Origin of the sequence: Marinobacterium nitratireducens (assembly GCF_014645375.1) — a bacterium.
Lineage (GTDB): Bacteria > Pseudomonadota > Gammaproteobacteria > Pseudomonadales > Balneatricaceae > Marinobacterium_A > Marinobacterium_A nitratireducens.
The window spans coordinates 335,058-356,821 of record NZ_BMLT01000001.1 but is presented as its reverse complement, the minus strand read 5'-3'; the positions used below and the strand labels follow the sequence as shown (position 1 = coordinate 356,821).

The following is a 21,764-nucleotide window of genomic DNA, read 5'->3' as shown; positions in this document are numbered from 1 at the left end:
GCTTCCTCGATATTGGTCAGTTAGAGCCCAGAATCTTTTTGGACAGGTCATCACTAACTGATAGTCCCGACAGGATCTCGCCCGTGTGCTCGCCCAGTTCAGGCCCTGCGCCACCCACTCTTCCTGGAGTTGCGCTCAGTTTTGGCAATACACCGGGAACCTTGAGAGTACCGCCGGAAGGCAGAGTGATTGTCTGGATCATTTGCCTCGCGGCGTAGTGGGGATCATTTACAATATCTTCGGCCGTGTAGGGGAAACCTGCGGGCACTCTCGCCTGATCGAGAGCAACCAAAACCTGGTCCCTGGATCGGGTTCGCGTCCAGGATTCAATTACCTGATCGATCTCATCAACATGTTTCGAACGGTCATCGTTGTGCTCATATTCTGGATTTTCAGCCATATCAGGGCGACCGATCAGCTCCATCAAGCGCTTGAAAATTCCGTCGCCGTTCCCGGCGATCAGAACGTAGCTGCCGTCTGCACATTTGTAGGCATTTGATGGTGTGATACCGGGAAGCGCACTACCGCTTGGCTGACGGACCTGACCGGTCGCATCAAACTCCGGTATGAGGCTTTCCATCATTGCAAAAACAGACTCGTACAGGGCCACATCGACGACTTGCCCGATCCCGCTCCTGCTGCGCTCCCGTAAGGCAAGCAAAGATCCGATCACTGCATACAAAGCGGACAGTGAGTCGCCAATGCTGACGCCTACACGAACGGAAGGCTCACCCAGTTGGCCAGTCAGATAACGCAAGCCACCCATCGCTTCGCCGATGACTCCAAATCCGGGCTTATCACGATATGGCCCTGTCTGACCGAACCCAGACACTCTGACCATGATCAGGCCAGGGTTATTCCGTGACAGGACGTCGTAGCCTAGGCCCCACTTTTCCATCCGACCGGGGCTGAAATTTTCTACAACGATATCTGCTTCTGCAGCGAGCTGGCGTACGATTTGCTGTCCGTCTTCGCTTTTCAGATCCAGAGCAATGGATCTCTTGTTACGCGACTGAACATGCCACCACAGGGAGGTTCCATCCTGAACGATTCGCCATTTTCGAAGTGGATCACCCGTCTTTGGAGGTTCAACCTTGATAACGTCTGCCCCGAATTCGCCCAGCAACTTGGTTGCGAATGGGCCAGCAATAAGCTGTCCCATTTCCAGGACTTTAATGCCGGACAGTGGCAGATCTCTCTGTTTCTGGGGGGTCATTCTTAGCACCGTTGGTTTTGTTTCTTGCAAGCCTAAGGAACTAAGAGCTGTTGGACAATTAGGCATCCAATAAGCGTGATTTCGTATTCTACGAAATCACTGATATAGTTTCTGTAGAACAGACGCGGAGCAACACGATGATCCAGATTGATTTAGTAACATTGCAACTTTTCATCGCCATACATGAAGAGGGGTCGCTATCCGGCGCAGCCGAACGGGAACACATCGCTCTAGCGGCCGTGAGCAAACGCATCAGCGACCTTGAGTCAAGAGTCGGGAGCAAACTTTTATACAGGCGCTCTCGGGGTGTAGAAATGACGCCCGCAGGAGATGCTTTTCGGCATCACGCTTTGAATATTCTCAACAGTGTTAAAAGGATGTTCGCAGACTTGAGTGAATATGGGGAAGGCATTCGAGGGCATGTGCGGATTCATTCCAACACATCAGCAATTATTGCATTCCTGCCCCAGGATCTCAGTATTTTCGCCGATAACTATCCGCAAGTAAAAATAGACCTCCAGGAACGGGTCAGTTCCGAGGTAATTCACGCAGTAAGGAACGGACTAACCGATGTTGGAATCTTTGCCAGCCACGTCAATGCAGACGGCGTCGAACTAATCCCCTACCGCAGTGATCGCCTCGTGCTCGTTGTGCCAACGGACCATAAATTAGCCAACCGCAACTCCATAGCCCTCCGGGAAGCAGCAGATCAGGATTTCATTGGGCTACAGACGGATTCCTCATTACAGACACTACTCCAGGAACAGTCTGAATTGGTAGGCAGTGGATTACGAATGCGGATTCAGGTCAAAAGCTTTGACGCGATCTGTCGTATGATTCACTACCGAATGGGCGTAGGCGTCCTACCTTTAATGACTATTAATCAGGAACTCTCGGTGCTCGGGTTGAAAAGCATCCCCTTGGAAGATCCATGGGCAGACCGCAAACTGGTGATCGGGATACAACAATATGAAAAGCTGCCGCTTCCTGCCAAACACCTGGTTGATCAACTAGCCCAGCAAATCTGATACTGGATGGCCGGCCGGCTCCAGAGGGCGAAGGGCAACTTCAGCTGATCCGGGCACTTGTCGCAGATGATGGCCTGAAGCTTGGCCTCCTTAACCGGAGAAAGCAGCCGGTCCTCGCCACTTCGACGACCACGTTTGCCCAGCTGTATACCGTTCTCACCTTGCTGTTGGTAGGCGCGAATCCAGCGGCAAACCGTGCCGTAGTGAACGGCCAAAGCTTGGGCGATCTGCTCCCGTCCGTGTCCGGCTTCGAACATTCGGATGGCCTGTTTTCGGTTGTGTTGCTGAAGCTCTGTGCTCAGCTTCCGTGCGTCTACTTTTTCCATACCCGGCAGTATACATTTTTTACCTATTTTTAACCCGGCATATTAATACCGTGCATTTCAGGCCGCCGCATAGCGGATCATTTCGGCCTCGAAGTATGACTGCACGCGTGCCGGCTGCTTTTGGAGCGAACGAAGCTGAGACAGCACTTTTTTCTTCATCTGCCCTTTGCCACGCGCCGGCTCTCCTCGGCTGAGACTGGCTTTCAAATCGCAGTTGAGATACTCATCAGGGTTCAGTTCCGGCGAGTAACTGGGCAGAAAAAAAAGTTCGATCAGATCTTCTTTTCCGGCTAGCCAGGCCTTCACCTTCTTACTGTTGTGCACGCGCAGGTTGTCCAAAATCAGGAAGACCTTTCTGTCGGAATCGCGTATTAGGCGCCCTAGGAACTTGATCATCACGTCGGCGGTGAAACTGTCTTGATACAGCATGAAGCGGACCTTTCCCTGGTTGCTGATTGATGAGATCAGATTGATCCGTTCCCGCTTGGCCTGTGACAGAACCAGCACTGGCGTCTCGCCTTTCGGGGCATAGCCTCGTGGGTAATGCTCGACGCTGGAGACCGCCGTTTCATCGCCCCACTGAATCTCGGCACCCTCGGCTTTCGCGCGTTCAGCAATGGCCGGGTATTCCTCAGCCAACCACTTCTGCACCAACTCGGGCTTCTGCTCATAGGCTCGTTTGAGCGGCCGCTGAGGCGCAAAGCCCCAGCGCTTGAGATAACTGCGCACCGTGCGCACCGGCATGTCGACGCCGAAATAGCGCCGGATCAATGATCTGACCGCACGCCCATTCCAGAGCGCGAAACCCATCTTCAGTTGGTCGGGTGTGTGATCGACAATGTCACGCCGTATCCGAGCCTCTTGCTCCGGCGTCAACGACCGCCCCGTACCCACAGGGCGCCCGCGATCGGTCTCTTTGAGCGCCGCCGCGCCTTGCTTTTCGTAAGCGTTGATCCACTGGCCAACGGTGGTTCTGCGCAGACCGAGCGACTCGGCAATGTCACTTTTCCGATGGCCCTTCTTGTACATGCGTACGGCCGCCTGCCGGATCTCTTTCCGAGCCTCGGCAGACAAAGTTCTGAGGTCTATGTTTTCCATCCGTGGAGTCTACCATAGTCGCGGTATTTTGTTGCCGGGTTAATAGTCAGCCAGGTTAATAAGCAAATGTTTCGTTTGTTGAGCTGAGAACCAAGCCGTGCTTTACTGCTGTAGTTTGAAAGCACTGATAAAATGGTACTGGATAGGGCTCAAGCATTTTCCCCCAATGCTCAGCGGTTCCTTTGACAAAAATCTTACATTCCTCATCTGGAACGGAGCGATTTTCGACTGATACGAGTTTTCCATCGTCGAATTTAATTGAAAACTCATCCGATTCGATAGCAAGCTTCAGAATTCCATTGAAGTAGCGAATTTCCCTAGAGAACTCGGGGTCAGAAACCGCAACTTCAACCAACTCAGGAATATTAATATTTATCATTTCCTTACTCTCTTTTTCTTAGAATAAAAATTTTGACTTATTTGATTTTATCTTTCCCTGACAAAAGGGCATACATTTCAGTATGATCAGTTCCAGCATCAGCGACTGAAGCACCTTGTTCCCATACAGTCAGACTCGATCGTCCAAGAGGAGCTAACTGACGTTGAGCCTCAATCAAGTTCATAGCAATCCGAACATCTTTAGCCATTAATTTGAGAGAAAATCCAGAACCATATGTTCCACTAAGCATAAACTGCTTAACTTTGTTTTCTGTGGTATTACTCCTACCAGAAGAGGCATTGAGAACATCGGTCATCATTAGAGGATCAATTCCAAATTCCTCCGCAGCATGTAATGCTTCAACTGTAATTAGAAGTGTCGCCGCTGAGACATAGTTGTTCAAAGCTTTAGCCGCATGTCCGGCACCAGCCTGCCCAACATGGAAGATATTTTTACCAATGCAGTCTAATAGGTCTCGTGCGCGTTCAAGATCTTCTATCTCGCCGCCAACCATGACAGCGAGTGTTCCAGCGACGGCCCCTTTAACTCCTCCTGATACTGGGGCGTCAATGAACGCTAGCCCTGACTCTCTAAGCGTAGTAGCCAACGACCGTGTACAGATTGGCTCAGAACTACTCATGTCTATAAGCAAGGTTCCAGGCCTTAGTTGTCTTGCTACACCGCTGTCTAACAACACCTTTTCTACAATTTTTGAATTTGGCAACATGGTTATAAGTGCATCGACTTCTGCCCATGCTGAATCACTTTCCGCAACTTTTATAAGGCCATTTACTTGCTTGCAGAAATCGTTCATTCGAACAGGGTCGGCATCTTGAATCACAAGAGCGAAACCGGCAGCAGCCAATCGACTTGCCATCGGCCACCCCATTTGTCCTAGGCCAATGAACCCAACTGTCTTGATATTGTTCACAGTCACACCTCAAGCTCCTTGAAAACCTCTCTCGCCACTCTAAAACTTTCAAGAGCTGCTGGCACGCCACAATAAATTGCCGTTTGAAGCAAAACCTCCTTGATTTCATCCTTAGACATGCCGTTGTTAATCGCCCCTCTACCATGAACTTTTAGTTCATGCGTCCGATTGAGAGCAGTAAGCATCGCAAGATTGATCATGCTACGGGATTTATGAGTTAATTCTGGCCGATTCCATACATCACCCCAGCAATATTGCGTTACCAGCTCCTGCATCGATTTACTGAAATCATCAGCCGACCGAAGTGATGCTTCAACGTAGTCATTTCCCAACACCTTTTTTCGGGTTGCCAGACCTTTTTCGAAAAGCTCTTGGTTCATAGGGTTCTCCCTCGGGACACCACTGTAGTAAGTGACTTTTATGCTATGCCCTAACAGACGCAGAATAGTTTGCTATACGCCAGACAATGTCTGATTGTCTGACAAACCTAACGTCCCAATGTAATGCTGTCAACTACATCTCTTGACTTGAAGATGGGCGACGCCATCACCCCTCCATGCCTCTGACTCTCTTCATTCTTCGGTCCGCAGTGAACCAGCCTGATGTGTGCACCTCGTAGCTTTAGTGGAGACCTCTCCAGGGTGAAAGAAGCTTTTTAGTTCAATAAGTAGCTCAAGTACTTCGTCGCAATTGCCGATTTCGGCAATATGACCCGTGCGACCGAGTCACTGTATATCGCACAGCCCGCTCTAACGCAGCAGATCGCCAACCTGCTGCTCGGCTTCGACCTGGTGATTTCTTCCAGCGATGAGTGCCTCGGTAAGCTGAGCCACGAACTCAGCCACACGGTGGTCAACAGCCATGAGTTGCCGACTACGGAGTTCACCCGCAACCGCGATGCGACCTTCCCGGCCGCGGCCATGGCCGGTGCCATCCAGGAGGCAACAGGCGCCGACAAGTGCCATTTCGTCGACGGCATCCGGCTCGCCACCGGGTGGATGCTGAAGGGCACGTTGACACCCTTCTCGCGCAGCTTCCTGGTGATCTAGAACACCGTGTGCTGCGCCTGCGCCACCGCCATGCTGTAGCCCGGCAGGATCATGACTTCCTTGGCGTGCTCCAGAAGGCCCGCCGCCTCTTCCGCCTCGATCGGGTGGACGTCGCCGGCCTCACCCGCCGGGCCTGCCGGGCCTGCCGGGCCTGCCGGGGCAGCCGCGCCCTTGCCGGAACCGGAGCCGAAACCGCTGAGGATGACGTTGAAGAACTTGCGATTCATCGCCTTGCTCATGATGTAGCTGAGGATGGCACCGCTCGAGCCGACCAGGGCGCCGACCACGATCAGCAGGTCGTTGCCGAGCATGAAGCCCATGGCGGCAGCCGCCCAGCCGGAGTAGCTGTTGAGCATCGACACCGCCACCGGCATGTCGGCGCAGCCGATCGCAACCGCCATGTGCACGCCGAACACCAGAGCGATCAGGGTCATCAGCACCAGCCAACCCATGCCGCCGCCTGCGGAGCCCTGCACGAAGAGGATGCCGAAGATGACTGCCAGCACGCCCAGACCCGCATTGAACAGGTGCAGGCCCGGCAGCTGCAGCGGCTTGCCGCTGATCTTGGCGCTGAGCTTCAGATACGCCGCCACGGAACCGGTGAAGGTGATCGCACCGATCAGGATGCCGATGTAGGTCTCGACGTCATGGATGGTCTTCTCGACGCCGCTGATCGCGGTGCCGTGATCGAGGGCGTTGGCGTAGCCGACGAAGACCGCCGCCAGACCGACCAGGCTGTGCAGGATCGCCACCAGTTCCGGCATCTGGGTCATCTCGACCTTTTTCGCCAGGTACTAGCCGATGGCGCCGCCGGCGATCATGCCCTGCAGCAGTACGAAGTAGTTGTCGGAAACGATGCCGAAGATCGTCACCACCAGCGCCAGGCCCATGCCCAGCACCTTGGCATCCTTTCTGGCCAGGGCACAACGATGAGCTCCAACAAACCCGAATCCGTTATCAAGGTGGTTGACAGGGCGACGGCGTTGATGGTGACCATCACCCGTTTTTCCAAACCGGTCAATCTGAAGGTGCTAAGCGCAGCATCCATCCACGCACACAGGATCCTGCATTCGCTCATCGAGAATCGGTTCGTCGAACGGGAATCCAATGGCGAATACTGGCTGGCCAACGACTTCTACAGGCGAGCAACGTCTTCATACCGACGTCAACCTGCGGGCCGTCCGTTGCCTTATATGGAGGCGCTTCGAGATAAACTGGGGAAAACCATCAGTCGCACCATCCGGGAAGGGGATGTCGGTCGGCTACAATGACCAGCTCAAGTTAGGCTCGCTAGACGGATATCTCAGAGCTGACCATTTGGCCAAGCGACCGCAGATGGCAGCGCGCGGCCGCTCACGTGCAACAGACTTATTTCCCTCGCATGTCCTGCACGAACGTTCTTGCTGCTGCTAGAAAATGATGTATCGGTCACCATCCGCTGCCCTCCCCTAGCAACAGCATGTTAACTTTCTCAAACAATCGCAGCGCACCGCACCAATGGCGATAGGTACGATTCCAAGCCCTTGAAGGTGCCCACTGCAGCCTTCAGACAACGGTGGAAATGACTATTTCTGCGACCGCATGCACGTTGTCCGGTGTGACATGGTCTATCGGTGTCATGCCATCCAGTTGCTGCTGGGGTTGCGTAAGCGCACCATACAATTGCCAGGCATTACCGTTGCCGACCAGCCCGAGCACCGTCTGAGTCAGTTTGTTTTTGATCAGGTCCAGTTGCCAGTCCGGGACACGCTGCCCGCGATTTCCCATTCTCAAGGCGAGCAGCTTGCCCGCTTTCAGCTCGCGATTGACTTGGTCGCGAGACTTCCCAGCTAGTTTTGCGAACAGGGTCACCGGAAGATTCTGCGGCGCCTCATAAACGGCGAGCATTTCCTGACGCGCCCGGTGAATATCGGAGATTTCCGGCGCCGTAATGGGCTCCGGGAACAGCGGCAACGGCGATAGCCTCTGAATCGTCTGGCCGCCTTCACCTGAGTTGACAATGATCGAAGCGCCCGGCACTGCTTTCTGATCGCACTCAGACGGCTGAGTGCTCACAGCATCCGATACGCCCTCAGTGTCCTTAATGGCCGGTATGCCGTCGATCCGGATCGTCAGATGAGCGCTGGCAGCCTGTACTTGCATGCCGGCGCGGCTCGACATACATCGCATGATTGTACGCAGCGCTGACTTTATCGGGATCCGCATGCGACAGCTGAGCGTCGACCCACACCTTGGGGTAGCCAATTTCGTTCAGCGCCGTGGAAATAGTACCGCGGATGCCATGGCCGGTAAGGCGGTCTTCATATCCCATCCGGTGCAGCGCACTGTTGAGCGTATTCTCGCTGATGGGCTTCTTCGGATCGCTGCGGTGCGCGAGCACATAACGCTGCGCCGTTTTGACTTCGCCCAACAGGTAGCGGACGACCTCGATGGCCTGGGTGGACAGCGGAACGATATAGGGCGGCACGTCCTGCGTTCGCTTGCCGGATTTACGCATGCTGTTCTGCAACTGTTTGACGTTCTGCGGCGGGATAAGCCACAGCCCCCTATCCAGGTCGAACTGATCGGGCGTGGCCGAGCGCAGCTCGCCGGTCCGCACGCCGGTCAGCAGCAGCAACCGGATACCGAGTTGGGTTTGCGGACTGAGCCCTCGATAGGTACGCAGTTTCTGCAGCATGACAGGAAGCTCGTCCAGCCATAAAAACGGATTGTGGACGACCGGCGGTTTGGGAACGGCAACGACATCCAGATCCGTGGCAGGGTTAGTCTCGAGCCCTTCGACAACGACCAAGGCGTAGCGGAACAGCTGGCGGAACCAGCCGCGGACCTTCTCGGCGGTCGTAAAGGCTTTGCGTTGCTCGATCAGGGACAGCAGTTCCAGCAATTGGGGACGGGTGACGTCGTAGATGGGTATCTTGCCCAAGCTCGGCAGGACATCTTTGCCGAAAATGCGCTGGATTTGTGAAAGGGTACTCTGTCGCCCTTCCTTGAGCTCCTTTCGGCGATGCTCGACCCAGACGTGATACACCGCCTCGAACGTATGCTCGGCGGCTAGGAGTACGGCTCGGCGTTTCTGCTTGCGGTCGATATGGGGGTTGATGCCTTGGGCAAGCAGTGCTCGGGCTTCGTCACGCAGGGCGCGGGCTTGACGCAGACCGATATCGGGATAGGTACCCAGCGACATGCGCTTCTGCTTGCCCAGCCAGTAATAGCGATAGTGCCAGGACTTGCCGCCAGCCAAAGAAACGACTAGCCCCAGGCCGTCCGAGTCGGGAAGGTTGTAGGTTTTATCAGAGGCCTTGGCCTGGCGGATGATCAGATCGGAGAGTGCCATCTCATAGCTCCTAAGCTGAGACTTAGGCTCTATACTCGTCACGACTCCCGCCCGACCCCAGCAACAATCCGGAACTGACACCACCCGTTTAGTTTGGCCTTAATTCTGGCCTCAAAAAGGCTGGCCGTTGGTGGTTTTCAGCAGACTGCGCTGGAACGAAAAAAGAGGCTTTCGCCCCTTCTTTCAACGACTTACAGACTCCAGTGGACGTCTGTAGATCAATATTTGGAGCGGGAAACGAGACTCGAACTCGCGACCCCGACCTTGGCAAGGTCGTGCTCTACCAACTGAGCTATTCCCGCTTGATGCAGACAGATTGAGCAGATGCCTGTTGCTGTTTGCGAAATCGGCCGCCAATCAATCAGTTGCAAAATCTTACCCGATTTCATTGCAGAAATGCAATGCACCAGCGCAAGTCCCGACGCCTTGGTGTTCACCTGCTACGCATGCGCCTCTACTTTCTGCTCGCTGCCCGGAAAAAGCTTCAGGAGTCCCCCTGTGAACCTGCCGGTGCCGACCCGAACGCGGATGCTTTTTTTCCGACAGGGCGTGATATGCTGAGAGTGTCCAGGTAGCAAAGGAGAGCACTATGGCACGTTTCAATACTTCAAGAGCCCCTTCCCGCCGTCGTCAGCAGTTGCGTCGTCAGCTGACCGCGCAGCATCGACGTCGACTTATCATTGCTGATCAGCAACTTCACAGCGACCGCGAAAGCGACGATCAGCCCCATTGTCTAAACCATTCCGAAACTCAAACCTGATCGGTCCGGCGGACCGGAGTGCAAGCGGAACCTGCCCGCAGGTTCCCAAACGCCCTCTACCGGTTCCGCCAACGCACGCCTCCACTTTGTAAACAGATAGAACGCAGCTGTAGGTTTTGCGACTAACAAGGCTCATCGGCGTATCAATTTTTAATGTCGCCATCAGGTGACAGTTTCAATTTCCTGTAGCTGAAGAACGCAAAATTAACGGCAGCTTTTACAGCCTAAAGCCTGATTAAACTGTCTATTAAAAGAGACATTTTAGATCTTATTTATGTACCAAAATACACACCAAAAATAAATAAAATTCATTTTTATCAACTGGTTATAAAGATAACCATATACTATTTGTAAATAAAAACTCCTGATCGCCTCCTGAAATTCCGTCGTGCCCGGCACCAGCGCTTTTGCCTAAGAACCCGTTGCGTGCGCAGCGAATAGAACTTCCAAAACTCGTTTAAATAACAATTTGATATAAACACCTGTTTGAACTAAAACTTTTCCAAAACTATACCTATGGAGCCTGCGAACAGGCGCACCCCGGGTGGTCGCCCGGGCGCTCGATGGTTTCGCGCCATCGTCGGCGCCCATCGCTTGCGTCATGGATGCGGTAAGAAAACAAACGGAGATAAACAGGGATAAATGGCTTCGTACAAGGGAGTACAGGGTGCTCTGAACGCGCTCGAAGCGTTTTTCAGAGCCCGATTGCCAGAGGACCTTAGCGACGGACCGACCAATGCCCGGGTCAGCCTGCTGGGCAGCAATGATATTGCCAACCGGCTCACCGGAAACCTGCTCGGTATCTACCTGCACCGCATCACCATCGACGATCACGGCCGCTCCCGTTTCTTCAAGCCCCAGGGGACCGACAACAGCGCCCCCCGCCCGGAACTTCCCGTCAACCTGCACTTTCTGCTCATCGCCAATGCCAACAGCGCCACCGTGGAAGCGGATCTCATGAGCTGGGCGATGGTGGAGCTGGCCAATCACAGCCAGCTGGATATCTCGCAGGTACAGGACATCGACGATGAATGGGGACAAAGCGAAGTCCTCAACATCACGCCGGTGGACATCACCACCGAGGATCTGATGCGCATCTGGGACGTGTTCGAATCGCCCTACACCAGCACCATGGCTTACATGGCCAAGACGGTACGCCTGCGACTGAATCCGCCGCGCACCGAGGGTCCCGAGGTCGTAACCCGTGTTGTGCCGGGGGGGCGTTTGTGATGAGCGCCGTCAAGATACTGGAAACCGGCGTCCTGCATGCCAGCGACATTCTTTACTGGCTCGACGGCAGCACGGCGTCAGACATCGCTTCAATGCAGCGCCTGCCGCACCCGGTCCGCCTCGAGCTGAACAGCAGGCCGGGTGATCTACAGATACGCCAGGCGCCGGGTAAAACAGCGCTCTGGCGCCGCGGCGCTGTCGCTATCGTCGATGGCGAGGCCGGCGAAGCCGACAAGGCCTTTGCTTCCGGCGGCAGCTACACCCTGGCCGGGCGCGTCTACGACAGCCGCGGCTTTTACAACCCGCGCACCTTTTCGATTACGGCCGGCGCCGGCGGCGTGCCCGTCGCCGGTCATGGGCTGGTGATGTACCCGAGCCCTCAGGGTACACGGTTCGGCAGGGCCGGCGGCCTGATCGCGACCCTGCGCTATGCCAGTGACGAAAGCGTCGTGCCCTGGGCTCTGCTGACCGCGGTGGTCACGATTCCGGGAATTGGCGACCAGACCTATCGCGCCCAGGCGGACCACCGTGGCGACGTGCTGCTGCCGCTGCACAGGTTGCCGCCGCTGCCGGAAGGCGTGGACGAATACAGCATCAGTCTGGGTGTCGAGGCGCTGCAAGGCGCCAGTCCCGACACCCCGCTGAATACCGGGGACCTCGTGGCGATGGAGCTGGAGAGCCTGACCAGCGCCGGAGCCTTTTCCGACCCCATCGGATTCTCCGTGGTACCCGGTGAGATCCGATTAATCCGATCCGACAACAAGGATCATTTGGCCGTGCAGCCCAGCTGACCGTAGCTGAAGGAGAAGATCATGCCTGAATATCTAGCGCCGGGTGTCTATGTCGAGGAAGTCAGCTTCCGCTCCAAATCCATCGAAGGCGTCGGCACCAGCGTGGCGGGCATCGTCGGGCCGACCCGCTTCGGACCGCTGCGCGGCAGGCCGGAGGTGGTCACCAGCTTCGCCGAATTTACCCGCGTCTACGGAGACGTGCAGAACCTGTCTCTCGGCGGCGGCAGCGTTCTCAACCACACCGCCATTGCCGCCAAGGCGTTCTTCGATGGCGGCGGCAAGCAGCTGTTCGTTTCCCGCGTTGCCAACTATGCGCTGCCCACCGATGGTTTTTCCGCGGCAGCGGACAGCAGCAACAACGTCACCTTCAGCAGCCGCTTTCCCGGCGCCATGGGCGATCTCACCCTGGAACTGGAATGGCGCGACAGCGAAAACCTGCTGCAGTCCAGCGTCACCAGCGCGCCGGCGGAAGGCGACATCGTCTTTCTCGACGGCCAGGCGCTGCCGGCCGAGGCCATTGCCAACGACAGCCTGCCCGCCGGCCACTTCCCGATGACCGTACGCGCTCTGGTGCAGCGTGTCGGCGACAACTACCGCATCGTTGACGGGCTCTGCGAGATCGTTGCCGATGACGCCGCTTCCCTCGGAGCCGGCGACCTGGTCTCGGGCGACGACCACCTGCTCGGCGCCGGCCTGGTCAACGGCGGCGACACCAGCATTACCTTCACCCGGGTCGTCGCCAAGCGCCCCACCAGCGGCGCCCTGTCGGACGGCACCTCGGCGCAACTCAGCCTGAGCGAGGAGACCGACCTTTCGGCCTTCTTCACCGGCAGCCACTGGGGCACCCTTACCACGCTGCGCGGGACCCTCAACGCTGCCGGCACCGTATTCACCGTCGACGGCAGCGGTCTCAACGCCGGCGTCGGCAGCCCGATCACGCTGAACCTGTCCGCGCTGGCGGCAGCGCCGGACAGCGTCCGCGCGATGATGGTGCAGCGAACCTTCGATATCAGCGTGCGCAACGGTGGCGCCAACGGCCCGGTGGTCTACAGCTACGGCAACATCTCCAGCGCGCCCGACGCCGACAACAGCCTTGCCGCAGTCATGGCGGCAGAGCCGCAGAAACGCTACGACAGCCTCACCAGTCCGGTTCAGTGCGAGCTGGCCGACAGCATCAGCGGTGAAGACGTGATGACGGCGCTGTTCGAATTGTTCGACGACGATGCCATGAATCCCGGCCCGACCTCGGTGGACGGCCCGCGTTACCTAATCAGCCTTACCGGCGGCAGTGACGGTGCCGTGCCGGCCGCGCTGCACTACGGCGGCGTCATCGACGAAGTCAACGGCAGCTCCGGCTTCGCGGCGCTGGAGGATGTCGAGGACATCGCCATCGTGATGGTCCCGGCCGCCTCCGCCGATGCCACCAACCACCAGGCGATAATCGCGGAAATGCAGAAGCACTGCCGCAAGATGCGCTACAGAGTCGGCATCGTCGACAGCCGCGAAGGCATGTCGCTGTCCGAAGTGCGCGAGTTCCGCTCCAACTTCGACGACTCCCGCCTGGCGCTTTACTACCCCTGGGTGGTGGCCGCCGATCCCCGCGGGATCAGCCCTACCCTGTCGCTGCCGCCGTCGGGCTTTATTGCCGGCGTCTACGCCAATACCGACGTCCAGCGCGGCGTGCACAAGGCCCCCGCCAACGAACCTGTGATCGGCGCGCTGGGCTTTGCCCAGGACATCAACCGCTTCCAGCAGGAGCTGCTGAACCCGGACGGCGTCAACTGCCTGCGCTCCTTCCCCGGCCGCGGTCACCGGGTCTGGGGCGGGCGCACCCTGTCCAGCGATCCCGAGTGGAAATACGTCAATGTGCGGCGCTATTTCCTCTACCTCGAGCGCTCCATCGACAAGTCCACCCAGTGGGTGGTATTCGAGCCCAACGGCGAGAGGCTGTGGGACAACGTGCGCATCACGGTGGAGAATTTTCTCTACAACGAATGGGTCAACGGTCGCCTGCTCGGCAGCGCCAAGACCGCCTACTTCGTGCGCTGCGACCGCAGCACCATGACACAGAACGACCTCGACAACGGCCGCCTGGTGTGCGAAGTCGGCGTGGCCGCGCTCAGGCCCGCGGAGTTCGTCATTTTCCGCATCGGTCAGAAAACCGCCGACAGCTGATTAACGGACTGACCGATTAACAGACTGAACAGGAATCGACGCCATGGCACAGTTTCGTGAAACCCCCTACAGCGTTTTCAATTATCTGGTGAACCTGGACGACGGCACCGAAGGCGATATTGCCGGCGGCTTTTCGGAAATCTCCGGCCTCAACGCCGAAGTCACGGTGGCCGAGTACCGCAACGGCAATGCGCCGGTCAACTACGTCACCAAGATTCCCGCCATCCACAAGTCCGGCGATGTCACGCTCAAGCGCGGCGTTATCGGTGCCGACAATATCTACAGCTGGCTCGACCAGGTGCGCGCCGGTGACGTCGGCGCCAAGCGTAACGTCACCGTCAAGCTCAAGAGCGAAGACCCGACCAGCTCCACGGCGGTGGTCACCTGGAAGCTGATCAACGCCATGCCGATCAAGTGGACCGGACCGACACTCACCGCCAAGGGTGGCAGCGACGTCGCCATCGAGGAGCTGGTGCTGGCGGTCGAACATATCGAGCAGGAGTAAGCGCCGGATCATGCAGCAACTGCTGGCTTCCCGAATCACCCTGACACCGCGTCCGCTCGAAGCCCGCAACGCGGTTCTGGAAGTGGCCATGCTCGGCCACTGTCCGGGCCCGGTGCGCATCGGGCGCCTGCTGGCGCTGCGCGGTGCCCTGTCCCGGATGCGTAGCCTGGGATTCGGTGATGCCGTGGATCAGCTCGAGGCCAGCAGCGGGGATCCGCGCATACTGGGCCTGCAGCACCTGCCGATACCGCTGCGCTCCAGTGCCGAGTTTCACGACATCTTTCCCGGGGCGCAGAGCGCCGATACCGGCTATGTCAGCGTACTGGCCGGTCGCCGCGCCTGGCTGCCCCAGTGTGTCGACGACTTTTTCGCCAACGGCGGCGACACGCTCTGGGTCATCGCCGTGCCCGAAAACGAAGGACAAAGCGGTTTCCTGCCAGCCGAGAACACCCGCCTGCACGAGATATCGACCCTGCGCGGACTGGCCTGCGCCCTGGCGATCCCGACGCTGGCTACGGTGGCGTTTCCGGATCTCGAGCGTCTGCAGGTCCCCGCACGGTTGCCCGATATTCCCCGGGTACGGCTGGACAACCCCTCGCCGCAATTCGTCCCCTGCGGCACCGACCTCGACGACGACCATCGCGAGCGCCGCTACAGCGACGAGGTGGCACTTGGCGAAATGCCGCCGCCGGCGGCGTTCAACCGCATTCTGCAGGGCATTCTGCCCTGGCTGGCGAAGCACCGCCCGGACCTGCAGTGCCTGTTGACGCTGCCGCTGAGCTACAACGGCAAGCTGGACAGCCCCGCCATCGACGCCCGGGCGCTGCAATGGATTCGCGAGATTCGCGATGGCGACACCGGAGCCCGTCTGCGCCAGACCCAGTTTCTGTTTCCCTACCTGCGTGGTCCGGGGCTCGGGCTGTCGAGCCCGGTTGGCATCATCGCCGGCAAGCAGGCGGCCCAGGCACAGGCGCGCGGTCCCTGGCGCTCGATTGCCGGCCTGCCGCTGCAAAGCGCGGGACTGCCCTATCCGCCGCTGAGCGTCGGTGAGCGGGTGCAGCTGCGCAACGACCCCGGTGTCGGCGTGCTGCAGCAACGCAACGGACAACTGCAACTGGATGACGAGCGCCTGGTGGTTCCGGCGCTGCACCCGGATGACTATTCCCGTTCGCAGGTTCCACAACGTTTCGACGGTTACCGTTCGGCGGAAGTCATGCGCCTGCTGGGCTACCTCAGACGCCAGCTCAATGCCCTGGGCGAGCAGCTGATATTCAATCTCGATTACCGGGATCCGCGCCCGCGGCTGCTGCTGGAGCGGTTTTTCCGCCAGCTGCAGCAACGGGGTGCGCTGCGCGGCGCCACCGCCGAGGAAGCCTTCCGCATCGAGGAAAGCCAGACCCGCGAAGGCGTGATGATCTACGAAATCATGATCGCGCCGGCCTTCCCCGTCGATCGCATCCATCTTACCTTCATCAACCGCCAGGGAGAGTGGCAAGGACGGGTGAACGATGACTGAGTTCGTGCCGTTCCGCTTCAAAGTCAACCTGTACAACAGTGAGAACAACCAGCTGCTGTGCAGCGGGCAGTTCAGCGAGGTCACCGGATTCGAGCTCAGCATGGAGCCCAAGACGATTCAGGAAGGCGGCCGCAACTGGGGCGAACTGCAGCGCAGCGGCATCACCAAGTTCACCCCGATAGTACTGAAACGGGGCGTCACCAGCGTCAACGATCTCTGGAGCTGGTTCGACGCCAGCACCCGCGGCTCCAACTACGGTTACCGCCTCCACGGCGAGATCATCGTGCTGGGCAATCCCATCGACGGCAAAACGGAAAACCCGGTGATGACCTGGCGACTGGAAGGCGTCATGGCGACCAAGTTCAAGGGGCCGGACCTCAACGCCACCGCCAACCAGGTCGCCATCGAAGAACTGCACCTGGTGCACGAAGGGCTGGAACTGGAACGACCGGCGGCGGCCGGCAACGGGAGCTGAAGCGAGATGATGAACCCCGAGCGCGGCAAGCTGATACCGGTCAGCGGCAACAACAACACGCCGGACATGGACAATGCCGTCGATGTGCAGTTCAACCCGGTGTCGCTGAAGGTGTCGCTGTCCAACACGCTCAAGGAAAACAAACGCAACGGCAACAGCCGCGCCGCCCAGTTCGTCGACAAGAGCTCCTCCACGCTGTCGGTGGAGCTGATGTTCGACACCACCTATATCGATGCCGGCGACGGCGAATCCCAGAACGATATCGAGCAGGGTTCCGACGTCCGCGATCAGACGAAGAAGATCGCCGAGCGCTTTCTCAAGCCCGTCGAGTCCGGCGAGCAGATGGAAGCCCCGAAACGCTGCCTGTTCCAGTGGGGCAGCTTCGAGTTCGTCGGCATGGTGGAGAATTACGAGGAGACACTGGACTACTTCTCCAAGGAAGGCCGACCGCTGCGCGCCAAGGTGGTGCTGCGCCTGAAGGAAGACCGTTACCAGTTCCGCCAGCGCAGCGACGGCGTCGCCGCGGCGCAGCAGGACACGCCGACCCTTTCGCCCACCGGCAACGGCGACACCGGCACCAATCAGCATACCAGCCCCGTGCCCGGCGCCAGCGAGGGCCCGGGCAACTGGCGCGATACCGCGCTGTACAACGGCATCGAGAACCCGCGTCTGCCCGGCGCCGCGGTACTGGCGGTGCCCGGCGTGTCGGCCAAAGCGTCGGTCGGCATCAAGGCCGGCGGCGGCGCTGCCATTGGCGTCAAGACCTCTTTCTCGGCGCAGCCGGCCTTCTCCTTCGGCGCATCCGCCAGCCTCGGTACCCGCGTGGAAGGCGCCTTCGGGGCCGGTGCCAGGGCCGGCGCGGTACTCGGAGCCGGAATCGAGACCGGCGCCGAAGGTCCGGCGCTCGAGCTCGATGCCGGTGTCGGGTTTGACTGATGGCCGGCAACCAATCCGAACGCAACGCAGGAGCTGACAAATGCCCGTCGTGATCGAAGAAGTCATCGCCGATATCCAGGAACCGGTCACCCAGGCGAACGAAAACCTGCCGGCGGCCGAGCAACAGCCGCTGGACAAAAACGAGGCGGATCTGGCCGATACCCTGGCGCGAATCCGCCAGCGCCAGCAGCGCCTGCAAGTGGACTGAGCGAGGGATTATGCCCGATAACGCCTTCATCAACAGCCGCCCGGTGGTCCGGGTCGACGGCGAGCGGCGCGACGATCTGGTCGAAGCCCTCACGGGACTGGTGGTCAACCTGCCGCTGCACGGCTGCGCCCATGCCGAGCTGACGTTGACCAACTGGGGCACCCCGGAAGGCGCCAGCACGCCGGCCTGGGTGTTCGACGATATCGCCCTTGGCGCGGAGCTGGAGATCGACATGGGCCAGCCCGACCCGGTACGGATTTTCAAAGGCGAAGTCACCGCCATCGAGGAGCAGTACGGCGAAGGTGCGCCGACCCTGGCGCTGCTGCTGCAGGACCGGCTGCACCGGCTCGCGCGCGCACGGCAGAATCGCAGCTACGAAGAGTACTCACCGGACGAGATCGTCCGGGCCATCGCCGCCGAAGCCGGTCTTCGCGCCGACGTTCAGGTATCCGGGGTCAATGACAGCTGGCACCAGCTCAACGAAAGCGACCTGGCATTCCTGCTGCGCCTGCTCGGGCGCTTCGACATCGCGCTGCGGCTGGAAGACGATACCCTGCGCGCCCGGCCTGAAGAGCCGGACAGCGCGCCGGTCGAGCTCAGCGCCCAGGACAGCGCGCTGCGCGTCCGCCTGATCGCCGACCTCAACCATCAGCCGCGGGCCTCGCGCAGCCAGGGTTACAGCGTCGCCACCGCCGAAGCGGTGGAGCACAGCAGCGAGCGTCTGTCACCGGCGCCCGAGGCGACCAGCGCTGCCGATACCCTGTCCCGGCTGGGCTGGCCCGGCGACGAAACCGTGCCTCATCCGTTCGCCCGCAGCCAGGCCGAGGCCGATGCCTACGCCCAAGCGCACTTTCACCGCATGGCCAAGCGCTTCGTGCAGGGCGATATCGTCTGCCAGGGGGAACCGACGCTGAAAAGCGGCCGCGAGATCCTTCTCAGCGGCGTCTCGCCTCGGCTGCGCGGAACCTATCAAGTGGTGCACTGCAGCCACCGTTTCGATAGCAGCACGGGTTACGAAACCCATTTGAAAGTCAATCGAGCCGACTGGAGCCCTGCCCCATGAATGCCCACACCCTCGGCCATCTGCACAGTCTGCAACTGGCACAGGTCACCGATAACGCCGACCCGGACAGCCGCGGCCGAGTCAAGGTGCGGCTGCAATCCGCACCGATGGAGATGTGGGCCAGCGTGGTGGCCCCGTCCGCCGGCGACGGTTATGGCGCCAGTTTCATCCCGCGCATCGGCGAGATCGTTGTAATCGCGTTCATCGACCAGGACACGCCGCTGGTGCTGGGCAGCATCTGGTGCGGCAGCGGCAGCCGCCCGGAGGATGCCGATCCGCAGCAGGAGCACTACGTCATCCGCACTCCCGGCGATACCGTGCTCGAGTTCGACGACAACGATCCCAGGGTGGAACTGCGCACCCGCTCCGGTTACCGCGTCACCGTCACCGAGAGCGGCGGCGGCGAGGTCAGGATCGAACGCGGCAGCCAGAGCGTTTCCATGACCGCGGCCGAAATCACCGTAGACAGCGCAGGCCCGGTGAACATCAACGCCGCCCAGGTCAATCTGTCGGCGGCGCTGGTACAGGTCGACGCCGGCATGTCCCGCTTCAGCGGCGTAGTGCAGTGCGACACCATTATCGCCACTTCGGTGGTGGGAACCACCTACACGCCCGGTGCGGGCAATATCTGGTAACAGGCAACGATTATGACCAGCGCACAGATGCTTCACGACGTTCGCCTCAGGGCCCCCTACTTCGAATCATCGGAGCGGGCGACCCTGCTGCGTTACCTGGATCCCGACTTTGTCGCCCGCTTCCAGCAGGACGTCAGCAAACAGCGCTTTGCGCAACCGCAGTTCGTCGACTGGATACGGGAAGAGACCCACAGCCCTTACGACGGCAAGCCGGTTTTGCGGCTGCCCACGCACCGGGCCTTTCATCTGTTCTGCTGCGAAGTGGTCTGCGAGCGCTTCGGCCGTCCGGCGCTGGACCCCGCGCGCATCACCTCGGCCGGCTTCGTGATTCGCCGGCTGCGCGGTGATCGCGAGCAGGCCTGGATTGTCGAAGAGGGCGAAGCGCTGGGCTGGCAGGACGCCAGCGCCGGGATCAGGGATCCGGACCTGGACCGGCGCCTTTGCGCCAACGGCATGCTGCATCCCCGCACCAACCAGGCGACCTACACCGGCGAGCAGACCCACCCGCTGCATGTTCTCAACAGCACCGACGCCAGCGGCAAGCGCCACAGCCTGCTGTTCGGCTATGTGCCACTGGGCGGTTTCTACTACGAGCGTAACGCCCAGGGCCTGTTCGACGCGCAAAGCCAGGATGAGATCGAGGATCTGGCGGCCCGCTCCCTGCCCTGGCCGTTCGGTTATCGCGACGGCAGGCAAACGCAGTGGCGAACCGCCGACAACCTGCAGGTCGAGAACGGCGTGCCGAGCAAGGGGCTGTTCGAACTGCTGCGCCTGCTGGTCAACCGTTACCACCTCGGCGAAGCCGGACGCGAGGCCAACGCCGAGCTCGAAACCCTGTTCTCCGGCATCTGGTTCCATGATGAAGAGCGGCTACCCGCACGGCTTCGTGGCGCTGCGCAGGAGGAGGCGGGCTTCAAGGCACAGAGCCGCGAGCCGGTCAGGCACGCCCGCCGCTTTCACCTGTTTGCCTATCTGCAGGACTGCTTCGCCCGCGCAGAGGGCAACCCGCTGGTGCAATGGCTGATCGAACAGGAAGACGCGGCCGACAACGCCGGCGGCCTCGAACACCTGGCGCAACTGGCGCCGTTACCCGATGCAGGCGGCAACGGTACGCTGAACCTGTCCCTGCGACTGGAGGCCAGCGACGCCGAGGATATCCGTTACCGGCTCGGCCAGCGCTTTCGCGCCCAGACCCTGGCGCAGGCGCGGGAAATTCCGTTGCCCAAGTTCGGCCAGGGCGAGGCGGACGTCTATCAGCTAGTGCCGTTCGTACGCTCGCGCAACGATCAGGGCAAGGAACAGATCCAGTGGGGCGATGCCCAGTGCCGCTCACTGCAGTTCCGCGTCGCGGCACCGCTGGACCCGGAAGCCAGCCGGCCGTCGCTGATCCAGATGCCGAGCCTGCGGGATCTGAAACGCGGGCTGGCCCGGGGCGCCTCGGTGCTGACGCCCGGCGACACCTTCGACTTCATCAACGGCCTGAAGCTTAAAAAAGGCGCCAGCGAAGATGTTATCGGCGAAGGCCCAAAGCTGGGCGTGCAATGGATCTGCTCGTTCAGCCTGCCGGTGATCACCCTGGTGGCGATGATCCTGCTGATGATCATGATCTCGCTGCTGAATATCGTTTTCTTCTGGCTGCCATGGGTACGGATCTGCCTTCCGTTCCCGAAAATCGACAAGTAGGGATGAGGTAAAACGGCGATGACAACTCCGACTCCCAGGATTCGCAGCTGGCCGCTGGGCGGCGTCGACGAAGACGGCGCCCTTGGCTGGGCCACGGACGACCAGAGCGTGCGCGAGGTGATGCTGAATATTCTGCTCACACGCCCGGGCGAGCGCCTGCAGCGTCCGGATTTCGGCGCCGGGCTGCTGAACTTCGTCCACCAGCCCAACAACGAAACCACCCGCAACCTGATCGCCGGCGTCGTCAGGAAGTCGCTTGCGCTCTGGGAGCCACGGGTGGTGGTGGACGGCGTCGAGGTCCGCCCCAGCCCCGAGGATCTGTCGGAGGTGCACATCAATATCCGCTACCGCCTGCGTCACAACCCTGCCCCCGCCGAGTTGGGGCTGACCCTGAATCTGGGTGTCTAGCAAATGGCTGAAAAGCGT

24 protein-coding genes, 1 tRNA gene and 1 pseudogene are annotated in these 21,764 nt (G+C 59.5%); 15 read left to right on the top strand and 11 right to left on the bottom strand.

All coding sequences use genetic code 11. The features are described from left to right. Positions 1-16: 16 nt before the first annotated feature. On the bottom strand, positions 17-1,216 hold the full coding sequence (locus IEX85_RS01575; RefSeq protein WP_188857601.1) for a CaiB/BaiF CoA transferase family protein: 1,200 nt from the start codon (positions 1,214-1,216) through the stop codon (positions 17-19). A 137-nt stretch (positions 1,217-1,353) separates the two neighbouring features. On the opposite strand from IEX85_RS01575, the gene IEX85_RS01570 reads away from it, so the two are divergent. Further along, on the top strand, positions 1,354-2,244 hold the full coding sequence (locus IEX85_RS01570) for a LysR family transcriptional regulator (protein WP_188857600.1): 891 nt from the start codon (positions 1,354-1,356) through the stop codon (positions 2,242-2,244). Here the strand turns inward: IEX85_RS01570 and IEX85_RS01565 are convergent. From IEX85_RS01565 to IEX85_RS01545, 5 genes are read right to left on the bottom strand one after another with little or no spacing between them, the layout of a single operon-like run. Next, positions 2,223-2,570, bottom strand: a complete 348-nt coding sequence (locus IEX85_RS01565; RefSeq protein WP_188857598.1) for a helix-turn-helix domain-containing protein — start codon at positions 2,568-2,570, stop codon at positions 2,223-2,225. The two genes, IEX85_RS01570 and IEX85_RS01565, sit on opposite strands and share 22 nt — an antisense overlap. Positions 2,571-2,627: 57 nt before the next feature. Beyond that, entirely contained in the window at positions 2,628-3,668 is a 1,041-nt protein-coding gene (locus IEX85_RS01560; RefSeq protein WP_188857596.1) for an IS630 family transposase, read from the bottom strand. 55 nt (positions 3,669-3,723) lie between these two features. Next, positions 3,724-4,047 (bottom strand): hypothetical protein, encoded by a 324-nt coding sequence (locus IEX85_RS01555; RefSeq protein WP_188857595.1) that lies wholly within the window; start codon positions 4,045-4,047, stop codon positions 3,724-3,726. A gap of 37 nt (positions 4,048-4,084) precedes the next feature. Then, complete coding sequence (locus IEX85_RS01550; RefSeq protein WP_188857594.1) at positions 4,085-4,978, bottom strand: NAD(P)-dependent oxidoreductase; 894 nt, start codon at positions 4,976-4,978, stop codon at positions 4,085-4,087. Positions 4,979-4,980: 2 nt separating this feature from the next. After that, the gene (locus IEX85_RS01545) at positions 4,981-5,358 is read right to left on the bottom strand and encodes a carboxymuconolactone decarboxylase family protein (RefSeq protein ID WP_188857592.1); all 378 of its coding nucleotides are present in this window, start codon (positions 5,356-5,358) and stop codon (positions 4,981-4,983) included. Between the two features lie 303 nt (positions 5,359-5,661). On the opposite strand from IEX85_RS01545, the pseudogene IEX85_RS23910 reads away from it, so the two are divergent. Next, a pseudogene (locus IEX85_RS23910) lies at positions 5,662-6,027 on the top strand (LysR family transcriptional regulator); the annotation flags it as partial. Here the strand turns inward: IEX85_RS23910 and IEX85_RS23905 are convergent. Then, complete coding sequence (locus tag IEX85_RS23905) at positions 6,024-6,818, bottom strand: NAD(P)(+) transhydrogenase (Re/Si-specific) subunit beta (protein WP_268238060.1); 795 nt, start codon at positions 6,816-6,818, stop codon at positions 6,024-6,026. The pseudogene IEX85_RS23910 and the gene IEX85_RS23905 overlap by 4 nt on opposite strands. A 138-nt stretch (positions 6,819-6,956) precedes the next feature. On the opposite strand from IEX85_RS23905, the gene IEX85_RS01535 reads away from it, so the two are divergent. Next, positions 6,957-7,298 (top strand): IclR family transcriptional regulator, encoded by a 342-nt coding sequence (locus tag IEX85_RS01535; protein ID WP_188857590.1) that lies wholly within the window; start codon positions 6,957-6,959, stop codon positions 7,296-7,298. A gap of 274 nt (positions 7,299-7,572) precedes the next feature. Here IEX85_RS01535 and IEX85_RS24260 read toward each other — a convergent pair whose 3' ends face one another. From IEX85_RS24260 to IEX85_RS24110, 4 genes are all read right to left on the bottom strand, one after another. After that, positions 7,573-8,169 (bottom strand): hypothetical protein, encoded by a 597-nt coding sequence (locus IEX85_RS24260; RefSeq protein WP_444543268.1) that lies wholly within the window; start codon positions 8,167-8,169, stop codon positions 7,573-7,575. Beyond that, positions 8,108-9,361, bottom strand: coding sequence for a tyrosine-type recombinase/integrase (locus tag IEX85_RS01530; protein WP_444543267.1), 1,254 nt, complete (start codon positions 9,359-9,361; stop codon positions 8,108-8,110). Before IEX85_RS01530 ends, IEX85_RS24260 begins: the two co-directional genes overlap by 62 nt. A 226-nt stretch (positions 9,362-9,587) precedes the next feature. Further along, positions 9,588-9,663, bottom strand: a tRNA-Gly gene (locus IEX85_RS01525). Positions 9,664-9,968: 305 nt separating this feature from the next. Then, positions 9,969-10,091 (bottom strand): hypothetical protein, encoded by a 123-nt coding sequence (locus tag IEX85_RS24110; protein ID WP_268238055.1) that lies wholly within the window; start codon positions 10,089-10,091, stop codon positions 9,969-9,971. 672 nt (positions 10,092-10,763) lie between these two features. On the opposite strand from IEX85_RS24110, the gene IEX85_RS01520 reads away from it, so the two are divergent. Genes IEX85_RS01520 through IEX85_RS01465 form a run of 12 tightly spaced genes read left to right on the top strand, consistent with a single transcriptional unit; the run spans position 10,764 to position 21,746 of the window. Next, positions 10,764-11,351, top strand: coding sequence for a Pvc16 family protein (locus tag IEX85_RS01520; protein ID WP_188857589.1), 588 nt, complete (start codon positions 10,764-10,766; stop codon positions 11,349-11,351). Next, on the top strand, positions 11,351-12,142 hold the full coding sequence (locus tag IEX85_RS01515; protein ID WP_188857587.1) for a carboxypeptidase regulatory-like domain-containing protein: 792 nt from the start codon (positions 11,351-11,353) through the stop codon (positions 12,140-12,142). Before IEX85_RS01520 ends, IEX85_RS01515 begins: the two co-directional genes overlap by 1 nt. Positions 12,143-12,163: 21 nt before the next feature. Beyond that, positions 12,164-14,317 carry a phage tail sheath subtilisin-like domain-containing protein gene (locus IEX85_RS01510; protein ID WP_188857586.1) on the top strand — a complete coding sequence of 718 codons (2,154 nt, stop codon included), beginning with the start codon at positions 12,164-12,166 and terminating at the stop codon, positions 14,315-14,317. 43 nt (positions 14,318-14,360) lie between these two features. Continuing rightward, on the top strand, positions 14,361-14,822 hold the full coding sequence (locus tag IEX85_RS01505) for a phage tail protein (RefSeq protein WP_188857584.1): 462 nt from the start codon (positions 14,361-14,363) through the stop codon (positions 14,820-14,822). Between the two features lie 10 nt (positions 14,823-14,832). After that, positions 14,833-16,338, top strand: coding sequence for a hypothetical protein (locus tag IEX85_RS01500; RefSeq protein ID WP_188857583.1), 1,506 nt, complete (start codon positions 14,833-14,835; stop codon positions 16,336-16,338). Further along, positions 16,331-16,813, top strand: a complete 483-nt coding sequence (locus IEX85_RS01495; protein ID WP_188857581.1) for a phage tail protein — start codon at positions 16,331-16,333, stop codon at positions 16,811-16,813. Before IEX85_RS01500 ends, IEX85_RS01495 begins: the two co-directional genes overlap by 8 nt. A 6-nt stretch (positions 16,814-16,819) precedes the next feature. Continuing rightward, positions 16,820-17,749 (top strand): CIS tube protein, encoded by a 930-nt coding sequence (locus IEX85_RS01490; RefSeq protein WP_188857580.1) that lies wholly within the window; start codon positions 16,820-16,822, stop codon positions 17,747-17,749. Positions 17,750-17,789: 40 nt separating this feature from the next. Next, positions 17,790-17,957, top strand: a complete 168-nt coding sequence (locus tag IEX85_RS01485; RefSeq protein ID WP_188857578.1) for a hypothetical protein — start codon at positions 17,790-17,792, stop codon at positions 17,955-17,957. A gap of 10 nt (positions 17,958-17,967) precedes the next feature. Continuing rightward, positions 17,968-19,020: a phage late control D family protein gene (locus tag IEX85_RS01480; protein WP_188857576.1), complete on the top strand. Its 1,053-nt coding sequence runs from the start codon at positions 17,968-17,970 to the stop codon at positions 19,018-19,020. Next, positions 19,017-19,655: a phage baseplate assembly protein V gene (locus tag IEX85_RS01475; RefSeq protein WP_188857574.1), complete on the top strand. Its 639-nt coding sequence runs from the start codon at positions 19,017-19,019 to the stop codon at positions 19,653-19,655. The genes IEX85_RS01480 and IEX85_RS01475 overlap by 4 nt, the downstream gene beginning before the upstream one ends. 12 nt (positions 19,656-19,667) lie before the next feature. Next, positions 19,668-21,338, top strand: coding sequence for a hypothetical protein (locus IEX85_RS01470; protein WP_188857572.1), 1,671 nt, complete (start codon positions 19,668-19,670; stop codon positions 21,336-21,338). A gap of 18 nt (positions 21,339-21,356) precedes the next feature. After that, positions 21,357-21,746: a GPW/gp25 family protein gene (locus IEX85_RS01465; protein WP_188857570.1), complete on the top strand. Its 390-nt coding sequence runs from the start codon at positions 21,357-21,359 to the stop codon at positions 21,744-21,746. Positions 21,747-21,764: the final 18 nt, after the last annotated feature.